The organism is Vibrio tetraodonis (assembly GCF_003350295.1).
GTDB lineage: Bacteria > Pseudomonadota > Gammaproteobacteria > Enterobacterales > Vibrionaceae > Vibrio > Vibrio tetraodonis.
Genome location: NZ_QLYY01000011.1, coordinates 1 through 22,474, shown reverse-complemented (window position 1 = coordinate 22,474; position 22,474 = coordinate 1). Strand labels below are relative to the sequence as shown.

The following is a 22,474-nucleotide window of genomic DNA, read 5'->3' as shown; positions in this document are numbered from 1 at the left end:
ATATCTGTACCATACGTACGAGGAAATACTTAATGGCACACAATGTTTTAAACCGTTATCTCTTTGAAGACCTTTCAGTACGTGGCGAATTGGTGCAATTGAGTGATGAATACCAACGGATTATCTCCAGTAAGGAATACCCCACACCTCTGAAAATACTCTTAGGTGAGCTATTAGTCTCTGCCACATTGTTAACCGCCACACTAAAGTTCGAAGGTTCTATTACCATGCAGTTGCAGGGTGATGGCCCTGTGTCCCTAGCCGTAATTAATGGCGACAATGACCAAAAAGTTCGTGGCGTAGCGCGTTGGGAAGGCGACATAAAAGACGATGCAAGCATTCACGATATGATGGGCAAAGGCTATTTGGTTATCACTATTGAGCCGAAAAACGCTGAGCGCTATCAAGGTATTGTTGCTCTTGAAGGCGACAGCTTAGCAGAAATTCTAGAGGGATACTTTGCCAATTCAGAGCAGCTTAAAACTCGTCTTTGGATACGAACTGGCGAACACCAAGGTAAACCACAAGCTGCTGGCATGCTGATACAAATCATGCCTGACGGCAAAGGAAGTCCAGAAGACTTTGAGCATCTTGAACAGCTAACAGACACAGTAAAAGATGATGAGTTATTCTCTCTTGAGGCGAATGAGCTCTTGTATCGCTTGTATAACCAAGAGAAAGTGCGCGTCTTTGAACCTCAACCTGTGGTTTTCCACTGTGGCTGCTCGAGAGAGAAAAGTGGTGCGGCCATAGTGACTCTAGAACGCAAGGAAGTGAACGACATCTTGGCTGAAGTAGGCTCAATTTCTTTGCATTGCGATTACTGCGGAACTAACTATTCTTTTGACCAAGCTCAAGTAGAAGAGCTGTTCGCTCAAGCCAATTCTGGCAACAGCACACTGCATTAATTTACAAAGCACAAAAAGATTGTAATTTTCTTATCAAAAGACTAGGAGGAACCTGGTATTTTGTGACTAACATCACTTTTTACCCACTATACTACGTAATAAAGCAACCGCTTAATTTTTGTATATTAATAATTAATTTATCTCTAGCGCAATCCTTTGCGTACGCGATACACTGTCGCAGCTATTGTGTGATGAGTCGCTGAAAACCGAATGGCTAACATGGATTCTTTTTGAACTGCATCCCTGTTTTGCCCAGCACCCGTTGTTAGCATGGTGAGCAGATAACCACTAAAACATTATTAGAACATCCCTACGATATATTCCTACAAGGAGCACCTATGACCGTTATGGAGCATGCACAGGCTGCAACAATTGATCTTACCAAACATGGGCTTCACAACGTAAAAGAGGTTGTTCGCAACCCAAGTTACGAAATGCTGTTCGAAGAAGAAACTCGCGCCGACCTACAAGGTTATGAAAAAGGCGTGGTAACAGAACTAGGTGCCGTGGCTGTGGACACTGGTATTTTTACTGGGCGCTCACCGAAAGATAAGTACATAGTAAAAGACGCAACGACAGAAGAGCACATGTGGTGGACTTCTGACGCGGTAAAAAATGACAACAAACCAATCACACAGCAAGTTTGGAATGACCTCAAAGACGAGGTTACCAGCCAACTTTCTGGTAAACGTGTCTTTGTAGTTGATGGCTATTGCGGGGCCAATCCAGATACTCGCCTGAGCATCCGCGTGATTACTGAAGTCGCGTGGCAAGCACACTTTGTCAAAAATATGTTCATTCGCCCTAGCGAAGAAGAATTAAAGACATTTGAGCCCGACTTTGTGGTAATGAACGGTGCTAAATGTACTAATACAAAATGGCAAGAACACGGTCTTAATTCAGAAAACTTCACTGTGTTTAACCTAACTGAGCGTATGCAGCTTATCGGTGGCACATGGTACGGCGGCGAAATGAAAAAAGGCATGTTCGCCATGATGAACTACTTCTTACCTTTGCAGGATATTGCCTCCATGCACTGCTCTGCCAACATGGGTAAAGATGGCGATGTTGCAGTATTCTTTGGTCTTTCAGGAACAGGTAAGACAACCCTATCAACCGACCCTAAGCGCGCACTTATTGGTGATGATGAGCATGGCTGGGATGATGACGGCGTGTTCAACTTTGAAGGTGGCTGCTATGCCAAAACCATTAAGCTATCTAAAGAAGCTGAACCTGATATATACAATGCAATCCGACGCGATGCATTGCTAGAAAACGTCACTGTGCTTAGCGATGGTTCTATCGATTTTGATGATGGTTCTAAAACCGAAAACACTCGCGTATCTTACCCGATCGAGCACATAGAGAATATCGTCAAGCCTGTATCAAAGGGTGGACATGCCAATAAAGTGATCTTCCTGTCAGCCGATGCATTTGGGGTATTACCACCAGTATCTAAGCTAACACCGGAACAAACAAAGTACCATTTCCTCTCAGGCTTTACGGCAAAACTTGCTGGTACCGAACGTGGAATTACTGAGCCAACACCAACTTTCTCAGCGTGTTTTGGCGCCGCTTTCCTAACCCTACATCCAACCAAATATGCTGAAGTACTGGTTAAACGTATGGAAGCGGCAGGCGCAGAAGCATATCTCGTCAATACGGGTTGGAATGGCAGTGGTAAACGAATCTCAATTCAGGATACTCGCGGAATTATAGATGCTATTCTAGATGGCTCAATTGAAAACGCAGACACTAAGCATATTCCTATTTTCAACCTGGAGGTTCCAACCGCATTGCACGATGTCGATTCTGGCATACTCGATCCTCGTGACACGTATGCAGAGCCTCAAGAATGGGAAAATAAAGCCAAAGATCTTGCTCAGCGCTTTATCAATAACTTTGCCAAATATACAGACAATGATGAAGGTAAATCTTTAGTCGCGGCTGGCCCTCAGCTCGACTAATGCAGCCTAAGCTTTAGTTAACTCGATATTTTCAAGGTAACAAAGCAAGCAGGTCGGTAAATTTAGATGTTAAGCCCCTAGTTAAAGGGGCTTTTTGTTGCCTGAAAAAGAAAAATGTTCCAAGCTAGCTGGAGTCTGTACTGGGAGAAGGTTGGAATGTTAAAAAAAGTCTTCGTCATCACCTCTGTTATCATAGTTTGTGTAAGCAGCTTGTTGATAGTCTCAATGTTTTTTCTGCTCCAATCACCTTATTCAGGGAAAATTGTCAATGTCATTCTGGACCAATTTTCACCTTATACGATAAAAGTGCAGCAGGCAGCATACTCGCCACCCTACCAATTGACTCTGACAGACGTCGATATAACTGATGACAACCAAGATTTGCACATTCCCAAACTCTCGCTTTGGGCATCCTCATCACTTTGGAAAGATAATAAACTGTCTTTTGATTCGATTTTGATCGAAGAGGCAAATTTAACACTGAGCGCGCTCAATTCGCCGCTATTACAGTCATTTAATACACAACAGCTGGCTCTTCAAAATGTTGATATTCAAGCACCTAATTGGTCAGCGCGGGACGTTAATCTGCAAATACAAAAGCCAGAGTGGCTTTCGCCAAAGCAGACGGTTCCCTATGGCAAAGTTCAATTATCAGCCCAACAGTTGTACGTGTATGGCGAAGCTCTGGATAAGTTGCTAATTGACGCGCAATATCAAGCGCAAGATAGCACCATCTATGGAGCTTCCTTTAAGTGGCGTGGTGCCGATGTTTCAGGTCAAGCAGAGCAATACCCGCAAGGCTGGTCACTGATTAACGTTACCGTAAATAAACTCAAGCTTTCCAAAGCTTTACCCGTCGAGAAATTGTTTAATGGCTTTCAAGCCTTAGCATTGCCTGTCTATCACATCAACAGTTTGGATATTCTCAACAGTGACATTAGTTATGGAAACTGGAATCTCAATCAAATTGATGCTTCGCTAGAAAACTTTTTCATCAATCAAGCTCTAAAGCAGCAAGAACAAGCAAGCCTGTCGTTTAACGCTGAAAGCATAGATTATGAACAGCTGCGTCTTATTAGCCCGACCGCTAGACTAAATATGTCGAACTCGGCTATTTCTCTGGATGAGTTCGATGCAGACTTCAAGCAAGGTCGAATTCAAATGAGTGGCTCTTTGACTCAAAAGCAAGTCGACCTCAACTCGCTCAAAGTCTCAGGTGTTAAGTGGTTAGAGGATACAACCCAATTAGTTGTGATTTTGGATGAGGCATCAAGCTTTCTCGATACTCTTACAATCAAAACACTGGAGGTTAAAAACTCTCAATTGATTCAAGTTGAGCAGCGCCCTTACTGGCAAATTTCAGGCATCAATATTGAAGGCAAGGATTTGCAGTTAATCCAAAACGGCAAACCTAGCTTGTACTCTGGTAGCGTAGAGGCAAGTGCCAACAATGCCAGTTTAGATAATTTATTGACCATACAAGCCATTGTTAAACTCACCGCTCAAAATGAAAACATCAGTATTGAGCGAGCCTTCTTGCCATTAGCAAGAGGATACATAAAAGCCAATGGCCAGTGGCAAAAACGAGAGCTAAGCGCCCCTTGGCAACTGTCATTAAACATCGATGGTTTTCCCGTCGACTTGCCCTTGCTTCAAGAAAAATTACCCTTTCAAGTCATAGGAATGGCTGAAGCAGACATTAACCTTGAAGGGCTATCTGGAGACTATCCAATCTTTGCACATAGCCTAACAGGCTCAGCTAACTTACACCTACATCAAGCCGCTCTGAGAGTGCAAAATGATGATAAAACAACGTATCAGAGAGAATGGCCTCTCAACACCATAAAGATAGCTATAGACAGAGGCCGAATACAAATCACAGCTAAAGGGGAAAAGGCGCAACTCGCAGGTAACATCGATCTTGCTAAATACCAATTCGGCACCTTAATTTTTACCAGCGAAGCTGAGTGTAAAAGGCTTTGGTCTGATATTTTAAGTCAGACCAATATAGTACAAGAAGTCTGTTCACCTGAAAGTAATCGTCAAGCCGTATCGTCAGTAGAGGGACCACCAAGCAATGATTTATAATCTGGAAGAAGCATGTAAGTGCCCACAAACTCGACTGCTGGCACCTCACCACTATAGATAGTAACGTAAATAATGATTCGAGCTTTACGCCCAGAAGCTAGACGATCCAAGTCGCCACTAATCCCATCAAGAGAAGTCGATGCAACAGGGTTTTCGGTCACTGGATGCCTGTAGCGAATTTGGCTGTCAGCGAGAACAATATCGCCACTTAGGCCACGTTCTTTCATCAACAGCCAGGTCATACCCCAACCCGTTAACGTCGCTAGTGTAAAAGCAGAGCCCGCAAACATGGTATTATGTGGGTTTAAGTTAGGGTTTAACTGCGAACCACATTCAAATTGATAACCCGTATATTGGTTGATCTTAATTCCCATTTTATCACTGATGGGGATTTGATGCTCCCAGCGCTCTTGCAACTCTTTACACCAATCAGGACGGCGCAGTACATTGGCCATAGGATCTAATTGTTTAACCATTTGCTGATGGCGAATAGGACCACGCTCATCAGTAAGCTCGCCACGTCGCTCAAACCCATTCTTTTCATAAAAAGAAATCGCATCCTCGCGAGCATTGCAAACCAAACGCTTAGCACCTTCTTGGCGAGCTAATGACTCCAAGGCCACCAATACCAGAGAACCGACACCTTTACTACGGCGAGTATTTTTGACCGCCATGTAACGTATCTGCCCTTCACTATCAGGCGTAATGTAAAGGCGCCCTACAGCCATTGGTCTTCCCCTACCATCAACAATCATACGATGGTGGCTCATGGGGTCATATTCATCGCGCTCAGATCCAATTGGCATACGCCACGGCTCGCGCAACATCTGCCAGCGAAAGTGATAATACTTGTTGAGTTGATTATCCGTTTGCGGGGTGATCAGCTTAAACATAAAAATCCCTGTATTTTGGCTACGTACAGCCACCAGCTTTTACATCTTAATTTTATACCTGTAACCAGAAAGTCACTGGCCCATCATTAACCAATGAAATCTTCATATCTGCTGCAAACTGCCCACGCTCGGTTGGTATCAATTCAGCACACTGGTTAGCAAAATAGTCATAAAGGCGCTCAGCGTCAACTGGATGAGCACCGCGTGAAAAGCCAGCTCGCGTGCCTTTATTGGTATCTGCTGGTAAGGTAAATTGGGAAACCACCAGCACTTGACCGTCAACCTGTTTAACATTGAGGTTCATCTTACCTTCGTCATCGCTGAACACACGATAAGTCGTTACCCGCTCCACTAAACGCTTTGCTTTTGCTTCATCATCACCTTTCTCAACACCTAACAGCACCAATAATCCATGATTTATTTCACCAATAACTTCACCATTGACTCGTACAGCGGCCTCACTCACTCTCTGGATCAGTGCTATCACTACGCTTTCCTTCTTCCTGCTGACCATTATCTGAGGCCAAGTGTACCACTTCTTGTGGTTCGCTCCACTGATCACGCTCACCCAAAGCAGCCGTCACCTCTGCGCCAATCAAGACAATCAACCAACATAAATACACCCAGACAAACAAAATTGGGATGGCCGCTAAAGCACCGTATATAAGTTGATACGAAGGAAACTGGGTTATGTATGCAGCGAAACCTTTTTTACTTGCCTCAAACAATAAAGCAGCAACGATAGCACCTATAAATGCATGTGATATATAAACTTTTTTGTTAGGAACTAGAATATATAGCCCCATAAAGGCAAAAAATGACAGTAAAAAGGGCAGCCAGCGTAATATCAGCTCATAAATCCCTGAGATAGCATCACTATCGAGTATCTTTAAAGAGGTAACATAGGAAGTGGCTGCAATGCTTGCACCAACTAAAATTGGTCCCAGTGTCAGCACCATCCAATACATAGAAAAGGAAAACACTTTGCGGCGTTTGTGCTCAACTCGCCAAATATAGTTAAGATTCTTGTCAATGTTAGAAATCAGCATCAAAGCCGCAACAAACAAAAACAAACCGCCAACCGCCGTCATCTTACCTGTATTAGCCACAAATTCGAGCAGAGCTTGCTTGACCGCATCCCCAGCAGCAGGGACGAAGTGAGTAATCACAAAGTCTTGAATAACATCTCCGGCATTGGCGAAAACCGCAAACGAAGATAACACCGACAAAAGCACAGTCAGCATAGGAACAATGGAAAGTAAGGTGATGTAAGCTAGGTAACCAGCATTAACATTGACTCTATCATGATGCATTCTTGCGAGTAGGTATCGTCCAAACCTCACTCCATATTTGCTAATCTGCTCAATGTTTAACATCAAATCCCCCAATCAGAATAAAACTAAGGCCTGTCTACCTGATACCAACCTGCTTGCAAGAAAACAGGCCAAAGTGTTTACCTATGATTTGGGATCAATCGCTTCTTGTAACCCATCTCCCAAGAAATTAATTGTAATCACCGTCATTAAAACCATAAGACCGGGATAGACAGCGGCCATAGGATAAAGCCACATAGCTTCGCGAGCGTTTTGCAACATATTACCCCAAGATGGTGTCGGTGGGTTAATACCAAAACCCAAAAAGCTCAATGCGCTTTCAGTTAAAATCGCACCGCCGACACCCAATGTTGTAGCTGTGATCACAGGGGCTATCACATTGGGAATAATATGTCTTACCATCACAAACCAATGACTCGCGCCGTAACCAATTGCCGCCTGAACATATTCCCTGTGTTTAACAGAGAGAGTATTCGAGCGCACTAAACGAGCGGCAAAAGGCCACCCCAAAATGGAAAGCACCAGCACTAATCGGTAGATACTAAAACTATCACTGCGAACCAGTTCTTCAGACAGTCCAAGCTTGGTCATGTCGACACTTTGAATCAGTATAAGCAACATAATGCTTGGCAAGCTAATAATAAAGTCGGCACTGCGCATGATAAATGCGTCAACTCTACCTCCATAGTAGCCAGCTATCACTCCGAGCACCGTACCTATGACAGATGTGGTTAAGGCGGCCATAAAAGCAAATGTCAGTGAGACTTGGCCACCAAGTAGCAAGCGGGTAAAAATATCACGCCCAAGCTCATCGGTTCCTAACAGATTGAGATCACTAGGTGTGGAGAAGCGAGAGAACAAATCATCGGCATAGGGGTCAACACCTAACCAAAGTGCAATAGGATTTGCTCCGAAGCAAACCAGGGCTAATAGACATAAAAACACCAATGACAACATGGCCAGCTTATGTCTAGATAAGCGCTGAGCGACCTGAAACCAAGGGTTTTGACTGCGTTTGACTATATAACTCATTGGACGCCCCCCTTAGTTAAATCAATTCTTGGATCAACTTTTGAGTAAAGAATGTCAGCAATAAAATTCATCACAAGTATCGCTGTCGTCGCGACCATAAAACAAAGCATGGCGACGTTGTAATCATTACCATTTATTGAATCAACGGTTAATTTCCCGATACCAGGCCAACTAAAAATCGTTTCCGTCAACACTGCACCGCTCATTAATCCGGCCACATCCATTGCAAGCACAGTGATCATAGGAAGCATGCCATTTTTGATGCAGTGTTTTAGTAGCACACGAGTCGACGACAAGCCCTTTGCCTTCGCGGTGCGAACAAAGTCTTGGCGAAAGACCTCAAGCATACTTGAGCGCATAAAACGTGAAATGGATGCAATGCTGAGCAAGGTTAAACTCAATATTGGCAAAATCATATATTCAAGTTTTGCCAACCCTGCTGCACCTTCAGCCTCGCCAGTACCTCCTGCTGGAAATACCGGCAACACCACAGCAAACACCATGATCAGCATAAGAGCTAGCCAGGCTGCAGGTGTCGACAAAAATAGATAGGTCAAGCCGCTAATAATGTAGTCTGTCGCTTTATTTTTCTTGACCGCACACAAGACTCCAACCGGTAAAGCAATTAAAATCGACAACAAGGTGCCGCTGCCCACCAAAATTAAGGTATTTTTCATTGCGTCCCAAAGCACATCAATTGCAGGTTGGGCAAACATACGTGAGTAACCAAGATCGCCATGCATGGCATCTTTTAACCAAATAAAATATCTCACGTAGACGGGTTTATCCAAACCCTGCTCAGCTTTAAGCCGGGCAATATCTTCCGAAGTCATGCTTGGATTACTTTGCACCAACAAATCAATCGGGTCGCCAGGCATAAGCCCCATCAAGTTATAGGCAGCAAATGATGCTAAAAAGAGTACCAGCACCATTTGTAGGAAACGAGAAATAAGAAAGCGTTTCATCTTCGTCCCCCTATCTGTGGATTATTTGTTACTTTCATGCTGATTTTCTCTCGATCTGATTGCGACGCCTAACATTACCGATATCAGGCACTGCCTTAAGTAGCTCTTGGCTATATGGGTGCGTAGGATGCGCGAAAAAGCTCGCTTTATCCGCTTGCTCGACAATCTCGCCATTTTTCATCACGACCACTTCGTCAGCCAAGTGGTACACGACTGCCATATCGTGGCTAATGAAGAAAAAGGCGATTCCGTGTTCCTCTTGCAGATCTTTAAATAAGTTCAAGATTTGTGATTGTACCGATACATCCAGAGCAGAGAGTGGTTCATCAGCAATAATAAGTTCAGGCTTTAACATCAGGGCTCGTGCAATTGCAATACGCTGCCTCTGACCTCCTGAAAACTCATGAGGGTATCGAGTGAGCACATCTTCATGCATCCCAACCCACTCTAGCACCTCCAGCGCACGCTCTCGCTGAAAGTGTCGATGACCAATTTTATTGACTTTCATTGGCTCAATTAAAGAGTCTAAGATCGGCATTCTTGGGTTAAGCGCAGAGTAAGGGTCTTGAAAAACTAAACCTATCCGTTGACGTATTGGTCTTTGCTGCTTAGAACTTAGGCGCGACACCTCTTGACCGGCTATGTAAATCTCGCCCGATGCAGGTCTATCTAGCATGCTGACCATCCTACCTAAGGTTGACTTTCCAGAACCAGACTCTCCGACCACAGCCAAGGTCTTTCCTGCTTCTAGGCTAAGCGAAACGTTTTTGGTCACATGCAAGTACTTAGGTTTTTGCCCAAACACAGAGCCAGCCTCAAGCACATAATACTTATGCAAATTATTAACTTTTAATAGTGCCATCAATACCCCCTCACCATTTGCTCATTACGCTGCTTCGCCAGTTGGGTATAATGGTCGAAAAGCTCAGGGCATCGATCGCGGAATGTATAATTGTCACCCCGCTGGTCAAGAGGTGGGACACTCCCCGGTATTGCTGGCAAACGTTTAATATCAACCCCCACTCGCGGTATGGTGTCGAGCAATGCCTGGGTATAGGGATGTTGTGGATTATCAAAAATATCATTTACATCAGCAATTTCTACTACTTGCCCTGCGTACATCACCATAACGCGATCAGAAATTTGCGACACCACACCAAGTGAATGGCTGATAAATTGGATAGCAGTACCCGTGGTCTCTCTTAGCTCTTCGAGCAAATCAAGAACTTGGGCTTGGACTGTCACATCCAACGCTGTGGTTGGCTCATCAGCAATCAATACTTTAGGTTTGCAGGCAAGCGCCATAGCAATCATGACTCGCTGACGCATACCACCAGACAGCTCATGAGGAAACGCTTTCGCTCTCTTTTCCGGGTAGGGTATATGTACTTGCCTTAGCATTTCTATTGCCCGGTTCATGGCTTCAGCTTTAGATACGCCTTCATGAACCAAAAACATTTCCGCCACTTGTTCACCAACGGTAACAACAGGGTTAAGCGCCGTCATAGGCTCTTGGAAAATCATACCTATGCCTTCACCACGGATGCGCTGATAGCGTTTCTCACTCATACCTACTAGGTTTTCACCCGCAAATAAAATCTCACCCGACAGTGCCAGCTTTTTATCCAAAAGCCCCATTACTGCAAGTGAAGTCAGTGATTTTCCACAACCTGATTCACCCACTACACCTAAAATCTCACCAGCATGAATTTGATAGCTGATCTCTTTCACCGCAAGGTGTGGCCCCAGAGCCACACTCATATTACGAACGTCTAATACTACTTCACTCATAGACATACCAACCGCTTAATTGGCCCGAGCCCAGTTTTCAGCCCAGAAACTCGAATAATATTGATGCCCGGTTGGTTCAACGCCAACAAGCCACTTGGGATAGATATAGCTCTCAGAGCGGTAGAAAAGGGGAAGGGCCGGTAAGTCAGTAGCATAAAGGTTCTGCAAGCTCTTCCACAACGCCTTGCGTTTTTCTGCATCCACTTCAGCTTCAATTTGGTCAATCAAGCCATCCATTTTAGCACTTGAGTAGCCCGCATAATTTTGCCCTGACCAGCCATTCTCTTTGCTAGGGATATGCTCAGAATGTAATACAGTATTAGGCAAACTTTCTGGTGAGCTTGACCAAGCAAACATTGCTAAACCTTTATGTTTGCGTTCATTAAGAGTTGTGCCAAAGTAAACTCGCGCAGGCTGGTTATTAATCACCACTTTAATGCCAACTTTCTTCCATTGACCTTGAGCAAATTGCTGGACTAACTCACGGGTTTTATTGCCAGCCGTGGTCATAAACTCTAGCTCTAATGGCTGACCATCTTTCATCTGTACGCCGTTGACCAGTTTATAACCAGCTTCTTTCAGTAGCTGCTTAGCCTTCTCTGGATCATAGTTGTAGAAAGGTGTATTCGGGTCAAATGTAGAATCCAGAGGGTTGACGCTTGTAGTAGCAACAGGTTGCTTGCCCTGAAATAGCTTTTGCGTCAGCAGTTCGCGATCAAGGCCGTAAAGCAGAGCTTGACGCACCCTAACATCACTTAGATGTGGGTTATCTAGCTGTATGTCTAAGTGCTCATACAAAGCGGCTGGTCGAATATCTACATTAAATTTACTGCCATAGCGTTTATCAAACTGTAGTGCCTGATCTAACGTCAAACCAAGCTCACCCGGAATATAGTCAATATCGCCAGAGAGAAGGTTAGCCTGCAGGGCCTGAGTATCGGTAATAGTTTTTATAGTAATATTTTCAAAGTGCGGCACTTTGCCTTTCCAGTATGGATTGCTGGCAAGCTTTACAAACTGACCTTGCTTGGCTTGCTCAATAATATATGGTCCGTTATACAAACCAGGATTAGTTTGCTCAGTCACATACTTGGTTTTAAGGTGATACTCTTTAGGGTTGGCTTTAAAAATAGGCTCTTCAAGATGACGGGGAAGAACCTTAGGACTCAGGCTAGAGTTGTACTCGTATGTGATTCTATCGATATACATATCAACCGTGTAGTCATCAATCACATCCATCTTTTCAATTTGTCGAATCAGTGACAACTCAGGGTTGCCTTGAACATCTGACGATGTCGCCACTTGATGCCAAAACGCAAGATCTTGACTGGTAACAGGTGTACCGTCTCCCCAGAACAAATCTTTTTTCAGCCGAATGGTCATTTTTATCCCTTGCTGGCTTTCTCCTGGTTTAGCGTCTGGCCGGTTAATAATGCTAGCCAAGCCATTTTCAAAGGTAGGAACTTGATCACACAAATAGCAGATTAATTGCCAATTTTGGTCAAAACCAATTGATTCACGCTGAGTAAAACCGCGGATATACTTTTTGGCTACGCTACTGTCTATGGCTGGGTGAAGGGTTGCTGGATACTGAGAGACACCAATGGTTAACGAATCTTCAGCTGAAATAGCAGAAGTACTCAGTAGTGCTGTACTGCAACATATCGCTAAAAGGGTCTTGTTGAGTTTCATACGATCTCCATATCGAAAACACACTCAGAGTCTTATTTATTAATCGTTTAATGCCCTGAGATTGAGATAAACCATGATGCGCAGTGCCGTAAACAAATAGGGGTTGGAAATTCATCTCGAAAGAGGTTTTGTCCAGTAAGAACCATTATTTGCTCGTTGTACGTACGCTACGATCCATGTATGCGAGCAAACAATATGCATTAATTGCTCGATCAACTCAAGCATATGATATTTATTGCAAAAATAATTGAGTGAAGATTATTTGTGGAATCGGGGTATAAAAAAGCCCCACTGAAAGACTTCAGTAGGGCTTAGAAAAGAGTCCGCTAGACTATTTCGCGTTACGAGCTTCTCGCTTACGATCGCTTTCTGTAAGGAACTTCTTACGAATACGGATGCTTTCTGGCGTCACTTCAACTAGCTCATCATCATCGATAAACTCAAGTGCTTGCTCTAGAGTCATAATGATTGGCGGCGTAAGAACCTGAGCATCATCAGTACCAGAGGCACGAACGTTGGTTAGCTGCTTACCCTTAAGCGCGTTAACCGTCAAATCGTTGTCTCGGCTATGAATACCAATCACCATACCCTCATATACTTCCACACCATGACCGATAAACATACGACCACGTTCTTGTAGGTTAAACAGTGCGTTAGTCAGAGCTTTACCCGCCGCATTGGCAATTAATACACCGTTAATACGCTGACCTATGTTGCCACCTTTGTGTGGACCATAGTGATCAAAAGTATGATAAAGGAGACCAGAACCAGACGTTAAGGTCATAAACTCGGTTTGAAAACCGATCAAGCCACGCGATGGCATAACAAAGTCCATACGTACTCGGCCTTTACCGTCAGGTGACATGTCTTTCAGCTCACCTTTACGCAAGCCAATGTTTTCCATGATGCCGCCTTGGTGCTCTTCCATAACATCGATGGTTACGGTTTCAAACGGTTCCATTAGCTGACCGTCTTCTTCCTTGATAATAACTTCAGGGCGAGATACCGCGAGCTCAAAACCTTCACGACGCATGTTCTCAATCAAGATAGAGAGATGAAGCTCACCACGACCAGAAACGCGGAATTTGTCTGGGTCGTCTGTCTGTTCAACGCGCAGCGCCACATTATGTACTAGCTCTTTTTCAAGGCGCTCAAGGATATTACGTGAGGTAACAAACTTACCTTCTTTACCTGCAAATGGAGAGGTATTGACTTGGAAAGTCATGGTAACCGTTGGTTCATCAACCGATAGTGCAGGCAAAGCTTCAACCGCGTTTTGCGCACAAATAGTGTCTGAAATTTTAAGCTCACCAAGGCCTGTAATCGCGATGATATCACCAGCATTGGCTTGTTCGACTTCATGGCGTTCTAAACCAAGGTAGCCCATGACAGTACCCACTTTACCATTACGCGTCTTACCATCGGCACTAACTACAGTCACTTGCTGATTTGGTTTGACGCTACCACGTGTAACACGTGCCACACCAATTACACCAACATAAGAGCTGTAATCAAGCTGAGACACCTGCATTTGAAGCGGGCCATCTAAGTCAACTTGAGGCGCAGCCACTTCTTCAACGATAGTTTGAAATAGTGGTTCCATATCCTCGCCAGTTTCACCTTCTTCTAGTGAAGCCCAGCCATTTAGTGCAGAGGCGTACACCACTTTAAAGTCTAGCTGCTCATCGGTGGCACCTAAGTTGTCAAACAGATCGAAGACTTGGTCCATTACCCAGTCAGGACGAGCACCTGGACGGTCAATCTTGTTGATAACGACAATAGGCTTGAGGCCATGTGCAAACGCCTTTTGAGTCACAAAACGAGTCTGCGGCATAGGACCATCAACAGCATCAACAATCAGTAGCACTGAGTCTACCATTGACATAATGCGCTCTACTTCACCACCGAAGTCCGCGTGTCCCGGAGTATCGACGATATTGATGCGGTAGTCATTCCAGTTAATCGCGGTATTTTTCGCAAGAATGGTAATACCACGCTCTTTCTCAATATCATTCGAGTCCATGACTCGCTCTTCTGCCTCACCGCGAGACTCTAGGGTTCCGGATTGCTGCAATAGTTTATCAACCAGCGTGGTTTTACCGTGGTCAACGTGCGCAATAATCGCGATATTTCTTAAATTATCAATCTGTGGAGTAGCCATGGACCTTGATTCACTTATAAAGGAAGCAACCCTCTTAAATCGTACATTTAACGAGCACTGCTTATTTGATTAAAAAAACGACCGTAATGTACCAGATTTTAGCGAAAAACCCAGAAATATGTGATCTGATACATTAGTTTTCTTCGCAACCCATGCGAAAAAAATGCCTATATATCTACCAATACACCATTACTCGTTGACATGAGTAGTATTTATTAGCGCAATGAAATAATCTTGGACTTCTAGAATTAACAAATTATTTTAGCGCACCAATATAGTGCAAATAGAATCCATATAGGTGCAAGGTTTTGCACCAAAATAAGGAGATTAATTTTAATTAATTGATTTTAAAAGATAAAAAACATGGCATGGTACTAGCTTGGGTAGAGTCAGCATCGATTAATACCAATGAAATTAATCAATGCTGGATTTGTTTATTGAATCGAGCTTTTACCGCTTTAATAACACTGGAGGTTATCCAAGATGTCAGTTGAAAATGTTCTGTCGCTGATCCAAGAGAATGAAGTTAAGTTTGTGGATCTACGTTTTACCGACACGAAAGGGAAGGAGCAACATATCTCCATCCCGGCCCACCAAATCGATGCCGACTTCTTCGAAGAAGGCAAAATGTTCGATGGTTCTTCCGTTGCAGGCTGGAAAGGTATCAACGAATCAGACATGGTTATGATGCCAGACGCTTCGTCTGCCGTCCTTGACCCATTTACTGAAGATGCCACTCTCAACATCCGTTGTGATATCCTTGAACCAGCCACCATGCAGGGTTACGACAGAGACCCTCGCTCAATTGCAAAACGCGCAGAAGACTTCATGCGCTCTACCGGTATTGCCGATACTGTTTTAATTGGTCCTGAGCCAGAATTCTTCCTATTTGACGACGTCAAATTTTCAACCAACATGTCAGGTTCATTCTTCAAGATTGATGATGTTGAAGCTGCATGGAATACAGGCTCTGATTACGAAGAAGGCAACAAAGGCCACCGCCCTGGCGTTAAAGGTGGGTACTTCCCGGTAGCTCCCGTCGACTCATCACAAGACATCCGCTCTGCTATGTGTCTTATCATGGAAGAAATGGGGCTTGTGGTAGAAGCTCATCACCACGAAGTCGCCACAGCAGGACAAAACGAGATCGCAACTCGCTTTAACACACTTACATCGAAAGCCGATGAAATCCAAGTCTATAAGTACGTAGTACACAATGTTGCGCACGCCTTTGGCAAAACAGCGACATTCATGCCTAAACCATTGGTGGGTGATAACGGCAGTGGTATGCACGTTCACCAGTCTCTAGCAAAAGACGGCGTCAACCTGTTTGCAGGTGACAAGTACGGCGGCCTTTCTGAGACCGCGCTTTACTACATTGGTGGTATCATCAAACACGCTCGCGCTATTAACGCCTTTGCTAATGCATCCACCAACTCGTACAAACGCCTAGTTCCTGGTTTTGAAGCACCGGTAATGCTCGCTTATTCGGCTCGAAATCGAAGCGCTTCTATTCGTATTCCAGTCGTTCCAAGCCCCAAAGCAAGACGTATTGAAGTTCGTTTCGGTGATCCATCAGCAAACCCATACTTATGCTTTGCTGCAATGCTTATGGCTGGCCTTGATGGAATTAAGAATAAGATTCACCCAGGCGAAGCTATGGATAAGGATCTCTACGACCTGCCTGCTGAAGAAGCTGCAGAGATCCCAACCGTTGCATACTCGCTAAAAGACGCGCTTGATTCACTCGATCAAGATCGTGAGTTCTTAACAACTGGTGGTGTGTTCTCTGATGACTTTATCGATTCTTATATCGACCTTAAGTCACAAGATGTTGCACAGGTCAACATGACCACTCATCCACTTGAGTTTGAACTGTATTACTCTGTGTGATTCATTATTGAATCAGTAGTTAAAATAGGCTCACAGGAACGTGGGCCTTTTTTCTATCACGCTTTGACTGTGGGAAAACAAACTTTTTGCTTCGCTTAGCGGCATAATTAATCCATACTGAGTTATCGCACCAATTTGGTGCAAAAATTGATAGTGTTATCATGGATGAGGATAAGATGTGAATAGTGAGCTAAATAGCATCATACTCAGTCACCAAACGACGGCTGTGATTATCATTGACGAATTTTTTCAAATTCAATATGTGAATGCTGCCGCCGAACAGCTATTTGCCCATAATGCCAAGCGTATCACCGAGGAAAAGCTAACCAGCCTAGTGCAAAATCCATCAATTGATTTAGATTGGCTATTACGACCCGCTCAAACAGGTCAAAGCATGACAGACAGTAACTTCACATTAATAATCGATGACAGGCCGTTGATTTTAGAAGTTACTACCAGTCCAATCTCATGGCACAAACAATTGCTGCTTCTAGTTGAGCTAAGAAAAGTAGAAGAGCAGCGTCGCTTATCACAAGAGATCCATCAGCACGCACAGCAGCAAGCTGCCAAGCTTTTAGTTAGAGGACTGGCTCACGAGATAAAAAACCCTCTTGGCGGTCTTCGCGGCGCGGCGCAGCTTTTAGAGCGAATGCTCCCCGAACCTTCAATGGTCGAATACACCCAAATCATTATTGAGCAAGCAGATAGGTTGAGAGTGCTGGTTGACAGACTGCTAGGGCCACAAAGACCAGGGGAAAAGAAATGCCAAAACCTGCATCTTATCCTAGAAAAAGTTCGTCAGTTAGTCGAGCTAGATACTGAGCCACATATAATAATTGAACGAGACTATGACCCTAGTCTGCCTGAATTCATGCTTGATTCAGACCAAATAGAGCAAGCAATGCTGAACATTGTCAGTAACGCAGGTCAGATCTTACAAAACCAAGCTTATGGAAATATCCTGATACGTACTCGAACGGCGCACCAAATCAATATACATGGCCAAAACTATAAGCTGGCAGCAAAAATCGACATCCTAGATAACGGACCGGGAGTGCCCGAAAATTTGCAAGATACTCTGTTCTATCCAATGGTCAGTGGCAGAGAGGATGGAACTGGCCTTGGACTCTCCATCGCCCAAAACCTAATAGATCAACACCAAGGGAAAATTGACTTAGAAAGCTGGCCAGGTCACACAAAATTTACCATCTATCTACCAATTTCGATTACATGAATAGTATTACTGAAAGGATGAATACCCTATGAGTAAAGGATACGTCTGGGTTGTCGATGATGATAGCTCTATTCGCTGGGTGTTAGAAAAGACTCTCTCAGCTGCGAATATAAAGTGCGAGACGTTTGCCGAAGCAGAAAGTGTTTTAGTGGCTTTAGAGCGCGAAACGCCAGACGTTTTAGTATCAGATATTCGTATGCCAGGTATTGATGGTATGGATTTATTACAGCGTGTTAACCAAAGTTATCCAAACTTACCTGTTATCATAATGACCGCCCATTCAGACCTAGATGCCGCGGTTAATTCCTATAAAAAGGGAGCCTTCGATTACTTACCTAAGCCATTTGATGTCGACGACACACTCAACTTAGTAGAAAGAGCACTGGTCCACAATCAAGAGCAGAAACAGGCTCAAAACTTAAACCAGATCAATGGCAAGAGTACGCCAGAAATCATAGGCGAAGCGCCAGCGATGCAAGAAGTCTTTCGTGCTATTGGTAAGCTTTCACGCTCGTCAATTTCTGTGCTGATCAATGGAGAGTCTGGTACTGGTAAAGAATTAGTTGCTAAAGCGCTTCATAGACACAGTCCCAGAGCCTCTAAACCCTTTATCGCGCTTAATATGGCAGCCATACCAAAAGATCTCATAGAGTCTGAGTTATTTGGCCATGAAAAAGGAGCCTTTACTGGCGCTGCTAACGTGCGTCAGGGTCGTTTTGAGCAAGCTAACGGTGGCACGTTATTTCTCGATGAGATTGGCGACATGCCACTTGATATTCAAACTCGCTTATTGCGCGTATTATCTGATGGACAGTTCTACCGAGTTGGTGGCCACTCACCAATACAAGTCGACGTGCGCATAATTGCCGCGACACATCAACATTTAGAAAATTTGGTCAATGAAGGTGACTTTCGAGAAGATTTATTCCATCGACTCAACGTGATACGCGTGCACATTCCAGCACTGCGTGAGCGAAAACAAGATATCGAGAAGCTTACCTTACACTTTTTATCCGAAGCCGCTAAAGAGCTTGAAGTGGATGCTAAAGCGCTTCACTCATCCACAATTCAGGCTCTCAGTAAGCTCAATTGGCCGGGCAATGTTAGACAACTCGAAAATACCTGTCGCTGGCTAACTGTTATGGCAAGCGGAGGAGAAGTCTTACCTTCAGATCTCCCTACAGAAATCTTTACCACAGACGAGATTTCAAGCGATAAAGCCTCGACAAGTTGGCAAAGTCAATTGGCGGTTTGGGCCAAAAGCTCACTCTCAGAGGGAAGTACCGAAATCCTCACCAAAGCGTTACCTGAATTTGAACGAATTCTTCTGGAAGCGGCTCTTGAGCATACCAGAGGTCACAAGCAAGACGCGGCGAAAGTATTGGGTTGGGGGAGAAATACCCTAACAAGAAAACTCAAAGAACTTTATTAGAAAAAGCCTCATGAGCAATTTCATGAGGCAAACCAATTGGCACGGGTATTAAAGACAAGGACCTTGTATATTCACATAATTGGAAGCACAGAATATCTCTTGGAAAAATTTTATCAAAATGAAAATGAACTCTTACTTACAGATCGAACCAAAGAGAAGAAGAGATAAACATTATTCTTCAACATGTTATCATTCCTTCTTCAAAACCGTGTCGGTGAAAATGACCACTAGGGCCCCATAAATGACACTATTCCGTGATCCAACGCACTATAGTGAAAACTCTGCTGTACAAAAAAGTGAGGCAGGTTACCTCATAGACAAGGCAGACATTAACTTCGTAAGCAAGAAGCTTCTCGATGTCGGAAGTGGAGATGGGAAACTGTCTGCTCTAATGAGCAACATGGGTGCAGAAGTCACTGGCATTGATATATCCGAAAATATGGTCAACTTTTCCACAAAAAAGTACCCGAGATGTCGCTTCTTTCAAGGTGATGCTCAAGATCTAATCAAACACAAAAACAACTACAACATTATCACTAGTTTCAATTGCTTACACTGGGTCTCGGACATAGAACAAGCACTGCATGGCATTAAAGAAAAACTAGAAAAAGATGGAATATTTCTTGGCCTTATATACCCGAGGTGTGTTGGCCTATGGGATGCTGCCGATTGGTGTGAAAATCTATCAGAGCACAGGATATCCTCAAAGTCTTTTGTTAATCCTTATTATTTCCGTACTAGATTAGATATGGAAATGCTGCTTACTCGCGTTGGATTCACAAATATAAAACTGTGGGAAGAAGAAAGACAAGCTACTTTTCAGACCAAAGAAGAATTCAAAGGATATATAATGGGTTGGTTACCTCACTATCATCATTACGGACAGAGCTTTATTGAACCTTGGCTTAATAAATATATGGAATTAACAGATCAAATGACCAAAAAAGAAGTCATTATGGAATACAAAACTATCTTTTTTATCGCTTCATAATATAGCCAGCTCCCCAGTAGCTAGTCACATTTTGCGCATATTCTTTCCAGAGCAATATTTATCAGAATTTCTAAAGCATTTGAAGAAAGAGCCCAATCAAAAACATCTTTACTCGAACTAAGGCCTATTGAAGGGAGAGTTCTCTCCACATGAGTTCTAAAAGTGCTATATTTTATGTTCAATTTTGATGATACCACTCTGCTATCGCATCTAAGACATAGTAAGGCTAAACAATCAATCTGTCGATGAGTAAGATTCAACTGAAGTAGCCTATTCACGGTCAAGTACATATCATCCCCAACTGCCTTTTTCGCCACATATGGATCAGGGGAGATTTGCCCCATTACAGATGCAACTTGTACATCAGCACAGTATGCATGAATTCGTTGATCAAACATTACTAGCGTAGTTGTCCCCGAATAAACAACAGGCTTACCAGTCGCTGCTACACCCAAAAACTCCCCCAAATGATCACCCTTAACTTGCCACTCAATACTGACCCTATCTTTCAATACCTCTAATGCTGTCTCTTTGTAATCAAGATTAGGGAAACCTCTAAACCACATGGAAAAGGCTTCTGATAGATGCTGACCACCAACACTTTGCTTAACGGGTGACTTAACTAATATTTGAGGGGTCAGAAAATCCTCTAAATCTTGATGTTGACGCTCTCGCCACACATGCGACATAAAGCTTCGCGCCAGCTTACTCTTAGGGTCCCTGTGATACATACTCTACCAAATTCGGGGTTGACCCGATTACAAGCCTCCACATAATATCTAGAAGCTGATACCTCATCAATAGTCATCATTGTTTCATATAGTACTAAAAATAGTAACCCTTAAGTGATCAAGTATTCAAACTCATGTCCTAAGTATGCTCAATTATTCATTATTTGAGTTAACGTATTCTCATATAAAATAATTTTGTTATAAATATTAATAAATACACATAAACAAATCTAATAGCAATATAATATAGCCAAAACAAATTCAATCACAAAAACAGATAGGAAATAGTAATGAATAAGGTTGTACTTTCTGCTTTGGCATCGATGGCTCTTTCTGGATGCTCAAGTATAGTTAGTGAGTCAGATTATCCCGTCAGTATACATACTAACCCTGAAGGTGCGAGTTTCACTATCTCAAATGAAGATGGACAGATAGTGTATGAAGGTATTACCCCCTCAAATATTACTCTCAGCGCTGGCGCTGGCTTTTTTGATGGAGAAACCTATACCTTTAAACTGAAGAAAGAAGGGTACTTTGACAATACTTATGTATTGGAAAGTACGGTAGATGGTTGGTACTTCGGTAATATTCTTTTTGGAGGATTTATTGGAATGCTAGTTGTAGATCCTGCAACAGGTGCAATGTTCAGTCTTCCTGATGAGGTGCATATAGAACTATCAGAATCAATCACAGCCTCTGATTCTTTGGATGTAATTAGCATTGAAACACTTACAGAGCAGCAACGGAGTAAACTAGTAAGAATCTAATTTACCTTTGGATATAGTTAAGAGGTTGCCATCGTCAACCTCTTCTTTATAAACAGACCAATACTCGAGGTCATATGAAATATCATTAAAGAAGGTTTATGTTTCAATAAAAAGAAAAGCCGCTGTTTTATACAGCGGCTTTTTAGATGTGGCGGAGAGATAGGGATTTGAACCCTAGATACGCTATTAACGTATGCCGGTTTTCAAGACCGGTGCTTTCAACCACTCAGCCATCTCTCCACAATTTTTAATCTTACTAAAGTCTTACTTTAAATTGCTTTAGTTCGATATTGTTCAAAGCCTGGCGATGTCCTACTCTCACATGGGGAAGCCCCACACTACCATCGGCGCTATTGCGTTTCACTACTGAGTTCGGCATGGAGTCAGGTGGGTCCACAACGCTATGGTCGCCAAGCAAAATTTGTTAATTCGGAAAGCTGTTTCTTCGTTCTTACACATTCAATGTTCTAGTTGAGTCCACAACAAAACCCTTTGGGTGTTGTATGGTTAAGCCTCACGGGCAATTAGTACAGGTTAGCTCAACGCCTCACAACGCTTACACACCCTGCCTATCAACGTTCTAGTCTCGAACAAC

The 22,474-nt window shown here is 43.4% G+C and carries 18 protein-coding genes, 1 tRNA gene and 2 rRNA genes; 8 read left to right on the top strand and 13 right to left on the bottom strand.

From position 1 onward, the window contains the following. The first annotated feature begins 32 nt into the window (after nucleotides 1-32). The 3 genes from hslO to DPF90_RS08225 all read left to right on the top strand — a co-directional run bounded on the left by hslO (nucleotide 33) and on the right by DPF90_RS08225 (nucleotide 4,963). A complete protein-coding gene (gene hslO, locus DPF90_RS08235; protein ID WP_114785860.1) occupies nucleotides 33-908 on the top strand; it encodes an Hsp33 family molecular chaperone HslO in 876 nt (291 codons plus the stop codon). Between the two features lie 338 nt (nucleotides 909-1,246). Beyond that, nucleotides 1,247-2,875, top strand: coding sequence for a phosphoenolpyruvate carboxykinase (ATP) (gene pckA / locus DPF90_RS08230; RefSeq protein WP_114785859.1), 1,629 nt, complete (start codon nucleotides 1,247-1,249; stop codon nucleotides 2,873-2,875). Between the two features lie 156 nt (nucleotides 2,876-3,031). Continuing rightward, a complete protein-coding gene (locus tag DPF90_RS08225; RefSeq protein ID WP_162814002.1) occupies nucleotides 3,032-4,963 on the top strand; it encodes an AsmA family protein in 1,932 nt (643 codons plus the stop codon). Here DPF90_RS08225 and DPF90_RS08220 read toward each other — a convergent pair. The 9 genes from DPF90_RS08220 to typA form a co-directional block, all read right to left on the bottom strand. Further along, nucleotides 4,918-5,856, bottom strand: coding sequence for a bifunctional GNAT family N-acetyltransferase/hotdog fold thioesterase (locus DPF90_RS08220; RefSeq protein WP_114785857.1), 939 nt, complete (start codon nucleotides 5,854-5,856; stop codon nucleotides 4,918-4,920). The genes DPF90_RS08225 and DPF90_RS08220 overlap by 46 nt on opposite strands. Before the next feature lie 52 nt (nucleotides 5,857-5,908). Continuing rightward, nucleotides 5,909-6,343, bottom strand: a complete 435-nt coding sequence (gene dtd, locus DPF90_RS08215) for a D-aminoacyl-tRNA deacylase (RefSeq protein ID WP_114785856.1) — start codon at nucleotides 6,341-6,343, stop codon at nucleotides 5,909-5,911. Beyond that, nucleotides 6,315-7,232 carry a virulence factor BrkB family protein gene (locus DPF90_RS08210; protein ID WP_114785855.1) on the bottom strand — a complete coding sequence of 306 codons (918 nt, stop codon included), beginning with the start codon at nucleotides 7,230-7,232 and terminating at the stop codon, nucleotides 6,315-6,317. The genes dtd and DPF90_RS08210 overlap by 29 nt, the downstream gene beginning before the upstream one ends. An 81-nt stretch (nucleotides 7,233-7,313) precedes the next feature. Beyond that, a complete protein-coding gene (locus DPF90_RS08205; RefSeq protein ID WP_114785854.1) occupies nucleotides 7,314-8,222 on the bottom strand; it encodes an ABC transporter permease in 909 nt (302 codons plus the stop codon). Continuing rightward, nucleotides 8,219-9,187, bottom strand: coding sequence for an ABC transporter permease (locus DPF90_RS08200; RefSeq protein ID WP_114785853.1), 969 nt, complete (start codon nucleotides 9,185-9,187; stop codon nucleotides 8,219-8,221). Before DPF90_RS08200 ends, DPF90_RS08205 begins: the two co-directional genes overlap by 4 nt. A gap of 34 nt (nucleotides 9,188-9,221) precedes the next feature. Continuing rightward, nucleotides 9,222-10,049 carry an ATP-binding cassette domain-containing protein gene (locus tag DPF90_RS08195; RefSeq protein ID WP_114785852.1) on the bottom strand — a complete coding sequence of 276 codons (828 nt, stop codon included), beginning with the start codon at nucleotides 10,047-10,049 and terminating at the stop codon, nucleotides 9,222-9,224. Then, nucleotides 10,049-10,978 carry an ABC transporter ATP-binding protein gene (locus DPF90_RS08190; RefSeq protein ID WP_114786015.1) on the bottom strand — a complete coding sequence of 310 codons (930 nt, stop codon included), beginning with the start codon at nucleotides 10,976-10,978 and terminating at the stop codon, nucleotides 10,049-10,051. Before DPF90_RS08190 ends, DPF90_RS08195 begins: the two co-directional genes overlap by 1 nt. A gap of 15 nt (nucleotides 10,979-10,993) precedes the next feature. Continuing rightward, nucleotides 10,994-12,670 carry a peptide ABC transporter substrate-binding protein gene (locus DPF90_RS08185; protein ID WP_114785851.1) on the bottom strand — a complete coding sequence of 559 codons (1,677 nt, stop codon included), beginning with the start codon at nucleotides 12,668-12,670 and terminating at the stop codon, nucleotides 10,994-10,996. Between the two features lie 331 nt (nucleotides 12,671-13,001). Further along, nucleotides 13,002-14,831, bottom strand: coding sequence for a translational GTPase TypA (gene typA, locus DPF90_RS08180; RefSeq protein ID WP_114785850.1), 1,830 nt, complete (start codon nucleotides 14,829-14,831; stop codon nucleotides 13,002-13,004). A 483-nt stretch (nucleotides 14,832-15,314) separates the two neighbouring features. On the opposite strand from typA, the gene glnA reads away from it, so the two are divergent. The 4 genes from glnA (at nucleotide 15,315) to DPF90_RS08160 (ending at nucleotide 20,381) form a co-directional block, all read left to right on the top strand. Further along, nucleotides 15,315-16,724: a glutamate--ammonia ligase gene (gene glnA / locus DPF90_RS08175; RefSeq protein ID WP_114785849.1), complete on the top strand. Its 1,410-nt coding sequence runs from the start codon at nucleotides 15,315-15,317 to the stop codon at nucleotides 16,722-16,724. Between the two features lie 178 nt (nucleotides 16,725-16,902). Next, nucleotides 16,903-17,958: a nitrogen regulation protein NR(II) gene (gene glnL, locus DPF90_RS08170; RefSeq protein ID WP_114785848.1), complete on the top strand. Its 1,056-nt coding sequence runs from the start codon at nucleotides 16,903-16,905 to the stop codon at nucleotides 17,956-17,958. Between the two features lie 28 nt (nucleotides 17,959-17,986). After that, nucleotides 17,987-19,390 carry a nitrogen regulation protein NR(I) gene (gene glnG, locus DPF90_RS08165; protein WP_114785847.1) on the top strand — a complete coding sequence of 468 codons (1,404 nt, stop codon included), beginning with the start codon at nucleotides 17,987-17,989 and terminating at the stop codon, nucleotides 19,388-19,390. 241 nt (nucleotides 19,391-19,631) lie between these two features. Further along, the gene (locus tag DPF90_RS08160) at nucleotides 19,632-20,381 is read left to right on the top strand and encodes a class I SAM-dependent methyltransferase (protein ID WP_114785846.1); all 750 of its coding nucleotides are present in this window, start codon (nucleotides 19,632-19,634) and stop codon (nucleotides 20,379-20,381) included. Nucleotides 20,382-20,401: 20 nt separating this feature from the next. On the opposite strand, the gene DPF90_RS08155 is transcribed toward DPF90_RS08160, so the two are convergent. After that, complete coding sequence (locus DPF90_RS08155) at nucleotides 20,402-21,112, bottom strand: ester cyclase (protein WP_114785845.1); 711 nt, start codon at nucleotides 21,110-21,112, stop codon at nucleotides 20,402-20,404. Nucleotides 21,113-21,402: 290 nt separating this feature from the next. Here DPF90_RS08155 and DPF90_RS08150 point away from each other — a divergent pair, with 290 nt between their 5' ends. Further along, entirely contained in the window at nucleotides 21,403-21,879 is a 477-nt protein-coding gene (locus DPF90_RS08150; RefSeq protein WP_114785844.1) for a peptidase associated/transthyretin-like domain-containing protein, read from the top strand. A gap of 149 nt (nucleotides 21,880-22,028) precedes the next feature. Here the strand turns inward: DPF90_RS08150 and DPF90_RS08145 are convergent. From DPF90_RS08145 to DPF90_RS08135, 3 genes are all read right to left on the bottom strand, one after another. Beyond that, nucleotides 22,029-22,119: transfer RNA gene (locus DPF90_RS08145), tRNA-Ser, on the bottom strand. 59 nt (nucleotides 22,120-22,178) lie between these two features. Further along, a 5S ribosomal RNA gene (gene rrf / locus DPF90_RS08140) occupies nucleotides 22,179-22,294 on the bottom strand. Nucleotides 22,295-22,382: 88 nt separating this feature from the next. Next, nucleotides 22,383-22,474 (bottom strand): 23S ribosomal RNA (locus tag DPF90_RS08135); the annotation flags it as partial.

Coding starts and splice junctions, on each gene's coding strand:
- hslO (WP_114785860.1), top strand. CDS start 33: ATGGCACACAATGTTTTAAACCGTTATCTCTTTGAAGACCTTTCAGTA.
- pckA (WP_114785859.1), top strand. CDS start 1,247: ATGACCGTTATGGAGCATGCACAGGCTGCAACAATTGATCTTACCAAA.
- DPF90_RS08225 (WP_162814002.1), top strand. CDS start 3,032: ATGTTAAAAAAAGTCTTCGTCATCACCTCTGTTATCATAGTTTGTGTA.
- DPF90_RS08220 (WP_114785857.1), bottom strand. CDS start 5,856: ATGTTTAAGCTGATCACCCCGCAAACGGATAATCAACTCAACAAGTAT.
- DPF90_RS08210 (WP_114785855.1), bottom strand. CDS start 7,232: ATGTTAAACATTGAGCAGATTAGCAAATATGGAGTGAGGTTTGGACGA.
- DPF90_RS08205 (WP_114785854.1), bottom strand. CDS start 8,222: ATGAGTTATATAGTCAAACGCAGTCAAAACCCTTGGTTTCAGGTCGCT.
- DPF90_RS08200 (WP_114785853.1), bottom strand. CDS start 9,187: ATGAAACGCTTTCTTATTTCTCGTTTCCTACAAATGGTGCTGGTACTC.
- DPF90_RS08195 (WP_114785852.1), bottom strand. CDS start 10,049: ATGGCACTATTAAAAGTTAATAATTTGCATAAGTATTATGTGCTTGAG.
- DPF90_RS08190 (WP_114786015.1), bottom strand. CDS start 10,978: ATGAGTGAAGTAGTATTAGACGTTCGTAATATGAGTGTGGCTCTGGGG.
- DPF90_RS08185 (WP_114785851.1), bottom strand. CDS start 12,670: ATGAAACTCAACAAGACCCTTTTAGCGATATGTTGCAGTACAGCACTA.
- typA (WP_114785850.1), bottom strand. CDS start 14,831: ATGGCTACTCCACAGATTGATAATTTAAGAAATATCGCGATTATTGCG.
- glnA (WP_114785849.1), top strand. CDS start 15,315: ATGTCAGTTGAAAATGTTCTGTCGCTGATCCAAGAGAATGAAGTTAAG.
- glnG (WP_114785847.1), top strand. CDS start 17,987: ATGAGTAAAGGATACGTCTGGGTTGTCGATGATGATAGCTCTATTCGC.
- DPF90_RS08160 (WP_114785846.1), top strand. CDS start 19,632: ATGACACTATTCCGTGATCCAACGCACTATAGTGAAAACTCTGCTGTA.
- DPF90_RS08155 (WP_114785845.1), bottom strand. CDS start 21,112: ATGTATCACAGGGACCCTAAGAGTAAGCTGGCGCGAAGCTTTATGTCG.
- DPF90_RS08150 (WP_114785844.1), top strand. CDS start 21,403: ATGAATAAGGTTGTACTTTCTGCTTTGGCATCGATGGCTCTTTCTGGA.